General features: G+C 74.1%; 13 protein-coding genes. 8 read left to right on the plus strand and 5 right to left on the minus strand.

The window, feature by feature from the left end; translation table 11 throughout:
- The 3 genes from VGR37_13665 to VGR37_13675 all read left to right on the plus strand — a co-directional run.
- Positions 1-185, plus strand: a 185-nt coding sequence (locus tag VGR37_13665; protein HEV2148444.1) for a hypothetical protein, incomplete at its 5' end; no start/stop codon positions are given.
- Between the two features lie 38 nt (positions 186-223).
- Positions 224-1,492, plus strand: coding sequence for a hypothetical protein (locus VGR37_13670; GenBank protein ID HEV2148445.1), 1,269 nt, complete (start codon positions 224-226; stop codon positions 1,490-1,492).
- A 107-nt stretch (positions 1,493-1,599) separates the two neighbouring features.
- Entirely contained in the window at positions 1,600-4,323 is a 2,724-nt protein-coding gene (locus tag VGR37_13675; GenBank protein HEV2148446.1) for a DUF5916 domain-containing protein, read from the plus strand.
- On the opposite strand, the gene VGR37_13680 is transcribed toward VGR37_13675, so the two are convergent.
- Positions 4,317-5,102, minus strand: a complete 786-nt coding sequence (locus VGR37_13680) for an NRDE family protein (GenBank protein HEV2148447.1) — start codon at positions 5,100-5,102, stop codon at positions 4,317-4,319. The two genes, VGR37_13675 and VGR37_13680, sit on opposite strands and share 7 nt — an antisense overlap.
- 337 nt (positions 5,103-5,439) lie before the next feature.
- Between VGR37_13680 and VGR37_13685 the strand changes: the two genes are divergently transcribed.
- The 3 genes from VGR37_13685 (at position 5,440) to VGR37_13695 (ending at position 7,316) form a co-directional block, all read left to right on the plus strand.
- Positions 5,440-6,243, plus strand: a complete 804-nt coding sequence (locus VGR37_13685) for an alpha/beta fold hydrolase (protein HEV2148448.1) — start codon at positions 5,440-5,442, stop codon at positions 6,241-6,243.
- Between the two features lie 25 nt (positions 6,244-6,268).
- Positions 6,269-6,736 (plus strand): SET domain-containing protein-lysine N-methyltransferase, encoded by a 468-nt coding sequence (locus tag VGR37_13690; GenBank protein ID HEV2148449.1) that lies wholly within the window; start codon positions 6,269-6,271, stop codon positions 6,734-6,736.
- 76 nt (positions 6,737-6,812) lie between these two features.
- Complete coding sequence (locus VGR37_13695; GenBank protein ID HEV2148450.1) at positions 6,813-7,316, plus strand: BsuPI-related putative proteinase inhibitor; 504 nt, start codon at positions 6,813-6,815, stop codon at positions 7,314-7,316.
- Positions 7,317-7,382: 66 nt separating this feature from the next.
- Here the strand turns inward: VGR37_13695 and VGR37_13700 are convergent, their stop codons facing one another.
- The 4 genes from VGR37_13700 to VGR37_13715 all read right to left on the minus strand — a co-directional run bounded on the left by VGR37_13700 (position 7,383) and on the right by VGR37_13715 (position 10,438).
- On the minus strand, positions 7,383-8,000 hold the full coding sequence (locus VGR37_13700) for a TetR/AcrR family transcriptional regulator (GenBank protein HEV2148451.1): 618 nt from the start codon (positions 7,998-8,000) through the stop codon (positions 7,383-7,385).
- On the minus strand, positions 8,000-8,458 hold the full coding sequence (locus tag VGR37_13705; GenBank protein HEV2148452.1) for a DUF4442 domain-containing protein: 459 nt from the start codon (positions 8,456-8,458) through the stop codon (positions 8,000-8,002). Before VGR37_13705 ends, VGR37_13700 begins: the two co-directional genes overlap by 1 nt.
- Before the next feature lie 13 nt (positions 8,459-8,471).
- Positions 8,472-8,906, minus strand: a complete 435-nt coding sequence (locus tag VGR37_13710) for a PaaI family thioesterase (GenBank protein HEV2148453.1) — start codon at positions 8,904-8,906, stop codon at positions 8,472-8,474.
- A 296-nt stretch (positions 8,907-9,202) separates the two neighbouring features.
- Positions 9,203-10,438 carry an acetyl-CoA C-acetyltransferase gene (locus VGR37_13715; GenBank protein ID HEV2148454.1) on the minus strand — a complete coding sequence of 412 codons (1,236 nt, stop codon included), beginning with the start codon at positions 10,436-10,438 and terminating at the stop codon, positions 9,203-9,205.
- Positions 10,439-10,632: 194 nt separating this feature from the next.
- Here VGR37_13715 and VGR37_13720 point away from each other — a divergent pair, with 194 nt between their 5' ends.
- Positions 10,633-12,453: a DUF3578 domain-containing protein gene (locus tag VGR37_13720; protein HEV2148455.1), complete on the plus strand. Its 1,821-nt coding sequence runs from the start codon at positions 10,633-10,635 to the stop codon at positions 12,451-12,453.
- A partial coding sequence (locus tag VGR37_13725) for a DUF2357 domain-containing protein (protein HEV2148456.1) occupies positions 12,450-13,161 on the plus strand: 712 nt, incomplete at its 3' end. The genes VGR37_13720 and VGR37_13725, both read left to right, overlap by 4 nt.

Here is a 13,161-nt window from a genome sequence, read left to right on the forward strand (position 1 = left end):
CCCGCGAGGCGCCCGCCGGTGAAGCTCCGGCCCGGAGCGCGCCCGCGCCGCGGCCGGCCGCTCCCGCGGCGGACGACACCTCGCTCGCCGGCCGTCTCCGGCAGGCGGAGTCCATCTCCTCCTCGTCCGAGCGGCGCCGCGCGCTCTCCGCCCTGCTGCGCGAGCAGGCCGCGCAGCCCGAGTGAGCGTCCCAGCATCCTTCGACCCTGACCCGAGCCCTCCCATGCCGACGATTCGACCTGCCGCGCTGCTCTGCCTCCTCCCCTTCTTCACCGCCGCTCCGTGCGACGCGCAGGAGACCCGCACCATGTCAAACCAGAACGTCCTCGGCGTCATCTCCATGAACGGGAAGACCGAACACGTCTGGATCGACACCAGGAAGGGGATCGAGGTGCGCGCCGGGGGCCTGGTCGCCCTCCGCGAGGATGCCCCGGACGTGGAGCGGCTCGCCGAGAACGGCTACCTGACGGTGCAGCAGCAGGTGGGCTCCGCCCGGCACCGCGCCGAGTGGCGCGCCGCGCCCGGCGGCGGGATGACCCGCACCTACACCGTGGACGGGGAGCGGAGGAGCTTCGCCGAGGCGCGCCCCTGGCTCGACCGGTTCTTCCCGGAGATTCTGCGCACCACCTCCATCGGCGCCGAGGCGCGCGCCCAGCGGATCCTGGCGGAGCGCGGCGTCTCCGCGCTGATCGCCGAGATCCCGCGGCTGGAGAGCGGCTCGGTGCGCAAGGTCTACGTCGAGGAGGCGCTGCGGAGCGGCCGCCTTCGGCCGGAGGACACGCGGGCGCTGCTGCAGGGGATCGCCGGGATCTCTTCGAGCAGCGACAAGCGGGAGATGCTCTCCGTCCTGGCCGGCTCGCACGGGGGCACGGCGGAGTTCTGGCCCGAGTGGCTGCGCGCCGTCGGTACGGTGAGCTCCGGGAGCGACCGCCGGGAGCTGCTTGCGAAGGCGGTGCGGGAGCTCCCGCACGACCAGGCGCCCCCGGCCGCGCTCTTCACCGCGCTGGACGGGATCCCCTCCAGCTCCGACCGGCGCGAGGTGCTCCTGGCCCTGGTGGCGAAGTGGGGAGGGAGCGCCCCCACCCTGCAGCGGACGCTGGGCTCCACGGCGCGCCTGAACTCGTCCAGCGACCGGCGCGAGGTGCTGGGGAAGGCGGCGAAGAGCCCCGCGCTGGGATCGGTGCTCCCGCAGTACCTGGACGTGGTGGAGGGGATGGGCTCTTCCAGCGACCGGCGGGAGGCGCTGGGCGCCGTGCTGCGCAACCCGGCGCTCCCGCAGTCCCGCGACGCCTCCGTGCAGTGGCTCCGGGCGGTGGGGAAGACGAAGTCCGACAGCGACAAGGCCACGCTGCTGATGAGCGCGGTCGACCGTCTCCCCGCCGACCGCGCGGTCCGCGCCGCCTTCGCCGCGGCGGTGGAGACGATCTCTTCCGACACCTACTACAACCAGGTCGCCACCGCCTTCCTGCGCAGCCAGGTCGGCCGCAGCTGAGCTGCCGGAGGAGCCCCGCCGCACCGGCGGGGCTTTTCCCGGCCTACGTCTACGAAGCTCGTCGTACGACGACGATCGTCGCGAACCGCACAACCGGAGAACGGGCAATGCAGAGCTGGGGGAGATGGACACCATGGGCGTGCGCCGTGCTGCTCCTGGCGGCGCTCCCGGGGCGGGCGCAGGGCCCGGCGGAGGGATCCGCTCCCGCCGCGGCGGCGCCGACCGCGCGGGCGGCGCGGATCGAGGGGGCACCTCCCACGGTGGACGGGCGCCTGGACGACGCGGCCTGGGCCCAGGCGGAGCCCGTGACCGGCTTCGTGCAGCGGACGCCGCGCTCCGGGGCGCCCGCCAGCGAGCGGACCGAGGTGCGGGTGCTGTACGGCCCGGACGCGCTCTACGTGGGGGCCCGGATGCACGACTCCGCTCCCGACTCGGTGGCGGGGCAGCTCACCCGGCGCGACACGCAGGTGTACAGCGACTGGTTCTCGGTGGGGGTGGACAGCCACGCCGACGGCCGCACCGGCTTCCTGTTCGCGGTGAACCCGCGCGGGGTGAAGCGCGACGTCCTCCTCTTCAACGACACCGACGAGGACTCCGGGTGGGACGCCGTGTGGGAGGCGGCGGCGCGCCGGGACTCGCTGGGGTGGACGGCGGAGCTCCGCATCCCCTTCTCCCAGCTCCGCTACGCGACGGCGGCCGGGGAGCGCGTCTGGGGCGTGAACTTCCGGCGGGAGATCGCCCGGCGCGGCGAGGTGTCGTACTGGGCGCCGGTGCAGGCGAACGACGCAGGCTTCGTGTCGCGCTTCGGGCGGCTGGCGGGGATCGGCGAGCTGCCGCGCCCCCGCAGGCTGGAGGTGCAGCCGTACGCCTTGGGCCGGCTGGTCCGCGCCCCCGGCGACGCCGCCGACCCCTTCCACCGCTCCAACGACGTGCTCGGCACCGCCGGGGCCGACGTGCGCTACGGGATCACCTCCGACCTGACGCTCACCGCCACGCTGAACCCGGACTTCGGGCAGGTGGAGGTGGATCCCGCGGAGCTGAACCTGAGCGCGTTCGAGACCTTCTACTCCGAGCGGCGCCCCTTCTTCCTGGAGGGGGCGGACGCCTTCCAGTTCGGCCGAACGCGCGCCAACGTGATGACCTCGCTCCCGCGGCTCTTCTACTCCCGCCGCATCGGGCAGGCCCCCATGCGCACCCTGGGCGGGAGCGGGTACGCCTACGTGGACGCCCCGCAGCAGACCACCATCGCGGGCGCCGCCAAGCTGAGCGGGCGCCTGGGACGGGGATGGTCGGTGGGCGTGATGGACGCGGTGACGCTCCCGGAGGAGGCGCGCTTCCTGGACCGGCAGGGCGTCCGGCAGGCGGAGACGGTGCAGCCGCTCTCGAACTACTTCGTGGGGCGGGTGCGGCGCGACCTGGGCGCCGCCGGCTGGGCGGGGAGCTTCCTCACCTCCGTGCACCGGGAGCTGGACGACCCGGCGCTCGCGGGGATGGCGCGCTCGCAGGCGTACGTGGGCGGGGTGGACTTCGAGCGCGCCTGGAAGGGGCGCGACTGGATCCTGGCCGGCTTCGTGGCGGGGAGCCACGCCGCCGGCTCGGAGGAGGCCATCGCCGCCACGCAGCTTCGCAGCACCCGCTACTTCGCGCGCCCGGACGCGGAGCACCTGCGCTTCGACCCCACGCGCACCTCGCTCACCGGCTACACCGCGCAGGCCTCTCTGAACGGCCGGGTGGGGAAACGGTGGCGGGGCTCGGCCTGGTACCAGCAGATCAGCCCCGAGTTCGAGGCCAACGACCTGGGGTTCCAGACCCGGGCGGACCTGAGGGCGGCAACCACGCTCGTGGAGTACCGGGTGAACGAGCCTGGCCCCGTTTTTCGGGACTACGGCTTCTTCACCTGGGGGCTGGGGAGCTGGAACCTGGCGGGCGACAACCTGTCGGCACGGCTCCAGGCGGGGGGGCAGGCCACTTTCCGCAACTTCTGGAGCGTCGGCGGCGAGGTGGGGGTGAACCCGGAGACGTACAGCGACCGCCTCACCTGGGGAGGGCCGCTGGCCCGCACCCCGGCGGGGGCGGAGTGGGGCGCCTGGGTCGAATCGGACTCGCGGAAGTCCGCCTCGTTCGACGCATACCTCAGCGGGGGCGCGGACCGGGCGGGCGGGTGGCGGCGGAGCGCGGGAGGCTCGCTGCGGCTGCGCCCGAGCGGCGCGCTGCAGGTGACCGTGGGTCCCAGCGTGGAGCGGAGCCACGGGACCGCGCAGTACGTCACCACGGTGGAGGACCCGCGCGCCCGGGACACCTTCGGGAGGCGGTACGTGTTCGCGGGGATCGACCGGACCACCCTCTCCGCCACCACCCGCGTGAACTGGACCTTCTCGCCGACGCTGAGCCTGCAGCTCTTCGCGCAGCCGTACGTCGCCTCCGGCGACTACGGCGGCTACCGGGAGCTGGAGGCGCCGCGCACCCGCGACTTCGCGGTGTACGGGCGCGACCGGGGGACGCTCTGCTCCTACGCCACCGCGGGCGGCGTGCGCCACGCGGTGGACCCGGTGGGCGCGGGCGCCTGCCCCGCCTCCTTGCCGGCGGCCGGGGACGAGCGCTTCACCGTCCGGTTCGGGGAGCGGGACGTGAACCTCCGCTCGCTGCGGGGGAACGCGGTTCTGCGGTGGGAGTACCGCCCCGGCTCCACCCTCTTCCTGGTGTGGCAGCAGCAGCGGAGCGAGGACGCGGCGCTGGGCGACTTCCGCTTCGGGCGGGACTCCGGCGCCCTCTTCCGCGCCCCCGCCGAGAACGTCTTCCTGGTGAAGATGACGTACTGGCTGGGCTACTGACCCGCGGCGGCCGGGGAGGCGGCGAAGGTGAACCGTCTCTCCGTCCACCCCTCCTCCCCGGCGGCCATGCCGCGCTCCACCAGCGTCACGGCGCCGCGGCCGGCCAGGAGCACGGTGGAGGCGCGGGTGCCGTACTCCGGGCTGCGGATGAAGGGGGAGGAGAGGACCCGCTCCAGCTCGATCCCGACCCCCGTGTCGGGGAGGAGGGGGTCGGCCGCGGGCTCCGCGTCCCACAGGAGGCGGAAGAGCGCCTCCGGGTCCACGGGGCCGCCCCCGCCGAGGATCGCCCGGAGCCCGGCCTTCCCCCGCTCCACCTTGGGCCAGGGGGTGTCCAGCAGGGCGTTGCTGACCCCGTACACCCCCGGCACCAACTCCCGCGGCGGCTCCCCGCCTCGGTTCCCGAAGTACCAGAGACGCCCCCCCTCCCCCACCAGCAGGTTGAACCCGGCGTACTCCCCCGCCCGCCCCTCCAGAGCGCGCAGGTACGCCTCCGGCGCCTCCCCCCCGCGGAGGAAGCCGCCCACCAGGTGCCCCCGCGACGGCGCGTCCGGCGAGACGGGGAGCGTGTCCCGGTAGTTGGTGACCGCGGCGAAGCGCCCCCCGCGGGAGACGCCCATCCACGTCCCCCCGCCGCGCAGGTCGCGCCCGGCGAGCACCCCCGGCGCATCGTCCCACCACCCGGCCGGGGCGGTGGGGCGGGTGTAGAACTCGTCGCGGTTGGCGGCCACCACCAGCGGGTAGTCGGGGCGCGCGTCCAGCGCGAGGAGGATCAGGCACATGGAGTGCGAGAGTGCGAGAGTGGAACGGCGGCCCCCCATCCCCCGGCCCCTTCCCCCGCATGCGGGGGAAGGGGAGCTACAACCTGCCAGAGCTGGGTGCCCGCGTGAGGGATGCGAGCCCGTCAGGGGCGAGACTCCGCGCTGTCTGCGGAGGCTCGCCGCCGTTGCACACGGTCGTATCGTGTGCTACGGCGCCGCAGCCCGACCCCCGCTCCGCGGGGGGCACGCCCGAACCTTGCAGTTCCAGTTGAAAGATACCCCGAACGCGGCGCGGGGATCGGAGTATCAGTGCGCGGGGCGCCCCGCTCCCGAGACCATCCCCTCGCGATGCACGGCCATGCTGCACCACAAGACCTTCGTCCTGGGCCCGGACCACGAGTGGGTGGTGTTCGTGCACGGCGCGGGGGGAAGCTCGTCCATCTGGTACCGCCAGCTCCGCGAGTTCCGGAAGCACTTCAACCTCCTCCTCATCGACCTTCGCGGGCACGGCGCCTCCCCGCCGCGCCTGGAGGCGCGCGACCTGGAGCCGTACACCTTCCGGGAGGTGAGCGCGGAGATCCTGGAGGTGATGGACCACCTGGAGATCCGCTCGGCGCACTTCGTGGGGATCTCGCTGGGGACCATCCTGATCCGCACCCTGGGCGAGGTGGCGCCGGAGCGGATCCGCAGCATGGTGCTGGGCGGCGCCATCACCCGCCTGGACCTGCGCTCGCGCTTCCTGGTGCAGGTGGGGACCGCGGTGCGGCGCTTCGTCCCCTTCATGTGGCTGTACCGCCTCTTCGCCTGGATCATCATGCCCAAGCGGCGCCACCGCGAGTCGCGCCTCCTCTTCGTGAACGAGGCGCGGAAGGTGGCCCGCAAGGAGTTCCTCCGCTGGTGGCGGCTCACCCAGGAGGTGAACCCGCTGCTGCGCTTCTTCGAGGAGAAGGAGCTCCCCGTCCCCACGCTGTACCTGATGGGGGACGAGGACCACATGTTCCTCCCCCCGGTGCGGCGCATCGCCGCGCGCCACCGGTACAGCCTACTGCGGGTGCTGGAGGACTCCGGCCATGTCTGCAACGTGGACCAGGCCGACCTGTTCAACCGGCACGCCATCGACTTCATGCACGGCAGGCTCGCCCCCGGGGCGGGCTCCGCCTGATCCCCCGCGCCGCCGCTCGTCCCGAATGCCCGCGCTGATCCCCGGACCTCCGTATCCCTTCCGCCTCCGCAACTCGCGCATCCACGGGCGCGGGGCCTTCGCCACGCAGCTCATCCCGGCGGGGACTCGGATCATCGAGTACAAGGGGGAGCGGATCAGCAACGAGGAGGCCGACCGCCGCTACCCGGACGATCCCGCGAACCGGCACCACACCTTCCTCTTCTCCATCGACGACGAGGTGGTGGTGGACGCGGCCTTCAGGGGGAACGCCTCGCGCTGGATCAACCACTCCTGCGACCCCAACTGCGACGCGGTGATCGACGATGGCCGCATCTTCATCGAGGCGGTCCGCGACATCGCCCCGGGCGAGGAGCTGGTCTACGACTACAACTTCATCCTGGAGGAGCGCCACACCCCCGCCATGAAGCGGCGCTACCCCTGCCACTGCGGCGCCCCCAGCTGCCGCGGGACCATCCTGGCGAAGAAGCGCTGACGGCGCCCGCGTGACCCGGCGGGCCCTCCGCGCGTCTTCCGGGTGAACGTCCACCCGTCCGCCGAAAGGTGCCGCCATGCTCCGAGTCCTCGCCGTCCCGCTCCTTCTCGCCCTGGCCGCGGCCTGCGCCGACCCGAGTGCCGCCGCCTACCGGTCCGTCGCGCGCGACGGCCTGGTCCTCACCCTCTCCGCTTCCCCGGCCGCCGTCACCCCGGGCGACACGGTGCGGCTGGTGGCGCGCCTGGCGAACCACAACGCCCACCCGGTGCGGCTGGACTTCTCCAGCGGCTGCCAGGTGCTCCCGTACGTGCTCGGCCCCGGCGGGAAGACGGTGTACCCGTACGGCGGCGGGTGGGGGTGCTTCGCGGCGCTCACCCACCTAGAGCTGGCCCCGGGCGAGGTGAAGGAGACGGCGTACTCCTGGACGGCGCAGAGCTATGCCTACGACGCGCAGAAGGGCGGGCCGGTGTACTCGCCGCTCCCGGCGGGGAGCTACCTGGCGCACGCCGCGCTCAACGGAACGCTGAACGGGGCGAGGATCGAGCTGCGCTCCAACGCGGAGACCGTGCAGGTGCGGTGAGGGCGCGGACGCGACGGAGGGTGTAGAGCGGCCCGGCGGATCCCCCGAGATCCACCGGGCCGCTTCTCATTCCGGAGCCCGGCCGGCCCCCTCCGCGAACGCGCCCGTGTAGAACCGGCGGGCCGCCAGCAGGATGCGGTCGCTCAGCTCCGGGTCGTCCACGGCGCGGGCGAGGAGCACCGCACCCACCATCCCCGAGGCGAGCACCAGCGCCTCGTCGGGGGGCTCCTCCGCGGGCGCCTCCTCCGCCCGCGAGGGGAGGAGCTCCGCCACGCGCGCCAGGAAGCGGCGCAGCGTGCGGGTGAAGCCGGCGCGCACCTCCGGCGCCGCGCGCGACACGTCCGCCGCCAGCGAGGGCATGGTGCACCCCACGCCCGGGTCGTCGCGGTGCAGGCGGCTCACGTAGCCGCGGATCAGGAGGCGCAGCCCGTCTGCGCCGCCCCGCTCCTCCGCCTCGGCGAACAGGCGCGACGAAAGCTCCGAGACTCCCCGGTCGCACGCCTCCGCCACCAGCGCGTCCTTGCTGGGGAAGTGCGCGTAGAAGCCCCCGTGGGTCAGGCCGACGCTCTGCATCAGCTCCCCGATCCCCACCCCGGAGACCCCCTGCTCCCGGTACGCGCGCGACGCCGCCTCCACGATGCGGCGCCGCGTCTGCTCCTTGCGGTCCTTCGGGTAGCGCACCATCAGCCCTCCTTCCTGCGGACGTAGATCGTCTTCTCCACCTCGGCGTGGACCGTACCACCGGCGTCGGTCAGCTCTACCCGGTACGTCCGGTCCGTGGGGCTCCCGTCCGCGGTCGCGGCGCGGATCGCCTCCAGCTCCGCCTCGTCCAGGACGAAGCGCGCGTGCAGCGTGCTCCGCCCCGGCCTGCGGAAGCGGATGCAGGCGGCCCTGTCCCACACCACGTACTCCGGCCCCAGCGTCCGGATCAGCATCACCATGTAGATGGGGTCCACCGCCCCGTACATGCTCCCGCCGAAGATGGTCCCCACGTAGTTGCGGGTGCGCCAGCCGAGCGGGAGCCGCACCCGGATCTCCCGGAAGTCGTCCGCGACGTAGACGATGCGCCCCCCGGTGCCGCGGTACGCGGGGAAGAGGTTGAACCCCCAGCGCAGGAGCCGGGTGCGCACGGACTCGGGCATGGCCTGCTCTCCGTCACCGTCCGGCGGCCTGCTCGCCGCGCAGCGTCATCAGCGTGCTGGTGGCGAAGGCCACCAGCCGGCCCTTCTCGTCGGTCACGCGCGCCTCGGCGAGCCCCACCGTGCGCCCGCTGCTCACCAGCCGCCCCTCCGCCCGGAGCCGGCCCTTCCAGACCGGCCGGAGGAAGTTGGTCTTCAGCTCCAGCGTGGTGTACGTCTCCCCCTCCTCCAGCAGCGTCCCGTACGCCGTCCCCATGGCCGCATCGGCCAGGTCGCACAGGATGCCGCCGTGCACGGTGCCCATGGGGTTGGCGTGGCGCTCGTCCGCCTCCATCTCGAACACCGCCCGCCCGCGCTCCACCTCGGGGAGGGTGAAGCCCAGCAGCACGGCGATCCCCGGCGGCCGGGCCTCTCCCCGGGCGATCCGCTCCATCTGTTCGAGCGCCGTCATTCGTGCTCCTCGCAGTGGGTGGTGGTGGTTGGAAGCAACGGTTCGGCGTGCCCGCGGCAGGCCCCCTCACGGAGGCCCCCTCCCGGCTCGCTTAGGCTCGCCACCCTCCCCCGCAAGCGGGAGAGGGGTGAACGGCAACTGCGGTTCGGCGCCCCCGCGAAGGAGGTGACCGGGAGGAGGTGGGGTGCTCCCGGAGGAATTCAAGCTGTTTGAGCGAAGCGAGTTCTTGAATTCCGGAGGGAGTACCCCGCCGACGACCCTGCGCGACAATGCTCAAGACGCGCCGTTCCCCACCGTCAAACCCGCTCGATCACCGTGGCGACCCCCTGGCCGCCGGCGATGCAGAGCGTCACCAGCGCGGTGGCGAGGCCGCGCCGCTCCATCTCGTCCAGCGCGGTGCCCAGGAGCATGGCCCCGGTGGCGCCGAGCGGGTGGCCCAGGGCGATGGCCCCGCCGTTGACGTTCACGCGCTCCGGGTCCAGCTCCAGCCTGCGGATGGTCTGCAGCGGCACGGCGGCGAAGGCCTCGTTGATCTCCCACAGGTCCACGTCCGCGGCCTCCATGCCGGCCCTGCGCAGCGCCTTGCGGGCGGTCTCGGTGGGCGCGGTGAGCATGATCAGCGGGTCCTCCGCGTGCGTGGCCATGGAGCGGATCCGGGCGCGGGGCCTCAGCCCGTGCGCGCGGACGTAGCCCCCGGACGCCAGCAGCACCGCGGCGGCGCCGTCCACGATCCCGCTGGAGTTCCCCGCGGTGTGCAGGTGCCGTACCTCCCCGGCTTGCGGGTACCGGGCCAGCGCGACCTGGTCCAGCGTCTCGCCGTCGGGCCCCGCCGGGGTGGCGCCCACCTTCTCGAAGGCGGGGGCGAGCCCCGCCAGCGCCTCCGGCGTGGTGTCCGGGCGAAGGTACTCGTCCCGCTCCAGCAGCGTCTCGCCCGTCTCCGGGTCGCGTACGGGGAAGAGGCTGCGCCCGAAGCGGCACTCCCGCTGCGCCTCCGCGGCGCGCCGCTGCGACTCCAGCGCGAAGCGGTCCAGCTCCTCGCGCCCGAAGCCCTCCAGCGTGGCGATCAGGTCGGCGCTGATCCCCTGCGGCACCTGCAAGTGCTTCCGCCGCAGGTGCGGGTTCCGGCCGTCGCCCTCGCCGCCGTCGGAGCCCATGGGCACGCGCGACATGCTCTCCACCCCGCCGCCGACCACCAGGTCCTGCGCCCCGCTCGCCACCCCCATGGCGGCGAAGTTCACCGCCTGCAGCCCGGAGCCGCAGACGCGGTTCAGCGACACGCCCGACACGTGCAGCGGCCAGTCCGCGGCCAGGACGGCGTTGCGCGCGACGTTGGCTCCCTGCTCGCCCACCTGCGAGACGGCGCCGACGACCACGTCCTCCACGTCCGCCGTGTCGATCCCGGTGCGCTCCGCGAGGCGGACCAGCGTCTGCGCGAGCAGCTCCTGCGGGTGCACGCCCGTGAGCGCCCCCTTCCCCATCTTGCCGCGCCCACGCGGGGTGCGGACCGCGTCGACGACGTATGCGTCGGCCATGAGATCTCCCCCTCTGCGTCGAAGGCCCCTGCAGGCGCTTGCCCCGTGCCACCCCGGCTGCGCGTCTTTGTATGATTAGCATAATATAAACAGACCTGCTCCGCAAGACGAACATCGTGGACAGCGCGGTTTATCAGACGGGGCGCCGGAAAACGACACTTCCGGCGCGCGGGTCGTGCACCGGCGGGAGAGCGATGGAGACAGGCGGACCGCTGCGGGAAAAGCTGGAAGAGGTGCTGGCGCGCTACGCGGATGCGCGGGCGGGGGAGCCGTTCGGGGAGGAGCACCCGCTGTGGGGCGTCTTCAAGGCGCTGCGGCAGGCGCTCTCCGCGCACCCGGCCGTCCGCGCGACGCCCACGCTGCGCGTCTCCTGGTCCGCGGGGTTCGGGACCTGGGCCAAGGTGCCGTGGGTGGCGATGCTCGACACGCGCGAGACCACCAGCGTCCGCGAGGGGGTGTACTGCGCGCTGCTCTTCCGGCAGGACACCTCCGGTGTGTACCTGGCGCTCTGCCAGGGCGCGGCGGAGCCCCGCAAGCAGGTGGGGCGCGAGATCGCCCGTACCGTGCTCCGCGCCCGCGCCCTGGAGCTGCGCGCCCTCTGCGACCCGCTCCCGGAGCTGGGCTTCGCCCTGGACGACCGGATGGACCTGCGCGCCGAGGCGGCCCCGGTGGGCGACCCGGCCGCCACCGTCGCGCACAAGCTGTACGAGGCGGGGAGCGTCCCGCCGGACGAGATCCTGTCGCGCGACCTGGAGGCGCTGCTCGCCGCCTACCGCCGCTGCGTGGAGGAGAAGGAGGAGCGCACGGCCGCCCTCCCCGCCGACGCGTACGCCGCGGAGCCGGATCGGTGGGAGCGGCCGTGGGACCGCGCGGAGGCCACGGCGGCGCTGGCCGGGTACGTCGGGCGGCGGGGGTTCGTGTTCGAGCCCTGGCAGGTGGCGGCCTACGCGACCGCGCTCCGCACCAAGCCCTTCGCCATCCTCGCGGGGGTGGCGGGGACGGGGAAGTCGCGCCTCCCCGCGTTGGTGGCGGAGGGGACCGGGGGGGTCGCCCGGCTCGTCCCCGTGCGCCCGGACTGGACGGACAGCGCGGAGGTGCTGGGGTACACCGACCTGCGCGGCGAATTCCGCCCCGGCATCGTGCTGGACGCCGCGCGCGAGGCCATGGGGCAGCCCCGCCGGCACTGGGTGTCCGTGCTGGACGAGATGAACCTGGCGCGGGTGGAGCAGTACTTCGCGGAGGTGCTGAGCCGCATGGAGGACCGCCGCCCGCACCCCCGCGGCGGCTTCGCCACGGCGCCGCTGCTGCACCCCACCCTGCACCCGGGAGACGCGTGGAGCGGCGTCGTCCTCCCGCCCAACCTGGCGCTGGTGGGGACGGTGAACGTGGACGAGAGCGCCCACGGCTTCTCCCGCAAGGTGCTGGACCGCGCCTTCACCCTGGAGCTGGCGGAGCCGGACCTGTCCGCCTGGGAGCCCGTCGGCACCCCGGGCGACGCGGAGCCCGCCTGGTGGCCCGTCGCCGCCTGGCACCCGCGTGCCGTGACCCTCGCCGGCCTCGGCGCCCTCAGCGACTGCGAGCGGGCGCGGGTCCGGGAGACCGTCGAGGCGCTCGCCTCCGCGAACGCCTCGCTCGTCCCGGCCGGGCTGCAGGTGGGGTACCGCACCCGCGACGAGGCCGCGCTCTTCGTCCTCCATGCAGCGGAGACGCCGGACGCCTTCGCCACCCGCGGCGGGGCCGCCGTGGACCCGCTGGACCTGGCGCTCGGGATGAAGCTCCTCCCCCGCATCGCGGGCGGGAGCGACGCCGTGCGCCGCGCGCTCCTGGGGCTGCTCGGCTGGGCACGCGGCGGGCGCGCCCTGGACGAGAGCGAGGCCCGCGCGCTCCTGGAGGAGTGGGAGCGCGCCGGCCGCCCCGCCGCGCTCCCGGGCGCCCGCTTCCCCCGGACCGCGGCCCGCCTCGCGCTGATGTGGGAGCGCTTCCTCGCCGAGGGCTTCACCTCGTTCTGGCTGTGAGCACCGACCTCTTCCGCATCGAGACGGACCGCGTCCTCCTCGTCTGGGCGGCGGCCGGGGACGCGGAACCGGCCTTCCTCGCCCCCTCCCCTCCCCCGCCGGGACGGCTCGTGGTGCGCGCCCGGCGTCCCGGCGTCGTCTTCGGCGCGCAGAGCTGGCGCGCGGGCGTGCCGGAAGGAGCGGCGCGCTCCATGGACCTGGAGGAGGGGCCCCGGCTCTTCGAGGAGACCGGCTACACGCTCTACCTGCGGGGGAAGGACGGGCGCGCCGTCGCCCTGGAGCACAGGGATCCGGTCATCCTGGGCGGGGTGCGCGCCTCCGAGGGCGGGCGCGTGGTGCACGGGCGGGTGCACTTCGGCGCCCAGGTGGGGCGGAGCGAGTTCACGGTGCGGGTGGAGGGCGAGCCGGAGCTGGACTTCGAGGTGGAGGTCTTCCCGGCGAAGCTGGACTACGCGGAGGACTACACGCGGCTGCGGGAGGAGACGGGGGAGATCCTCACCGGGCTGGTGCTGGAGTACCTGCGCGCCACCTTCCACCTGGGGGTGGACCGCCACGCCCCGGCGCCCACCCGGCTCGAGTGGCTGGCCCTGCTCCGCCACGCCGCGGACGACCTGGAGCGCGCCCTGGCCGAGGTCGCCCGGCAGCCGCGCTGGGGACTGGCTCCCGAGGGGGAGCCCACCCGCGCGGAGCGCGTGCGCAGGCCGGACG

It is taken from the genome of Longimicrobiaceae bacterium (assembly GCA_035936415.1).
Lineage (GTDB): Bacteria > Gemmatimonadota > Gemmatimonadetes > Longimicrobiales > Longimicrobiaceae > JAFAYN01.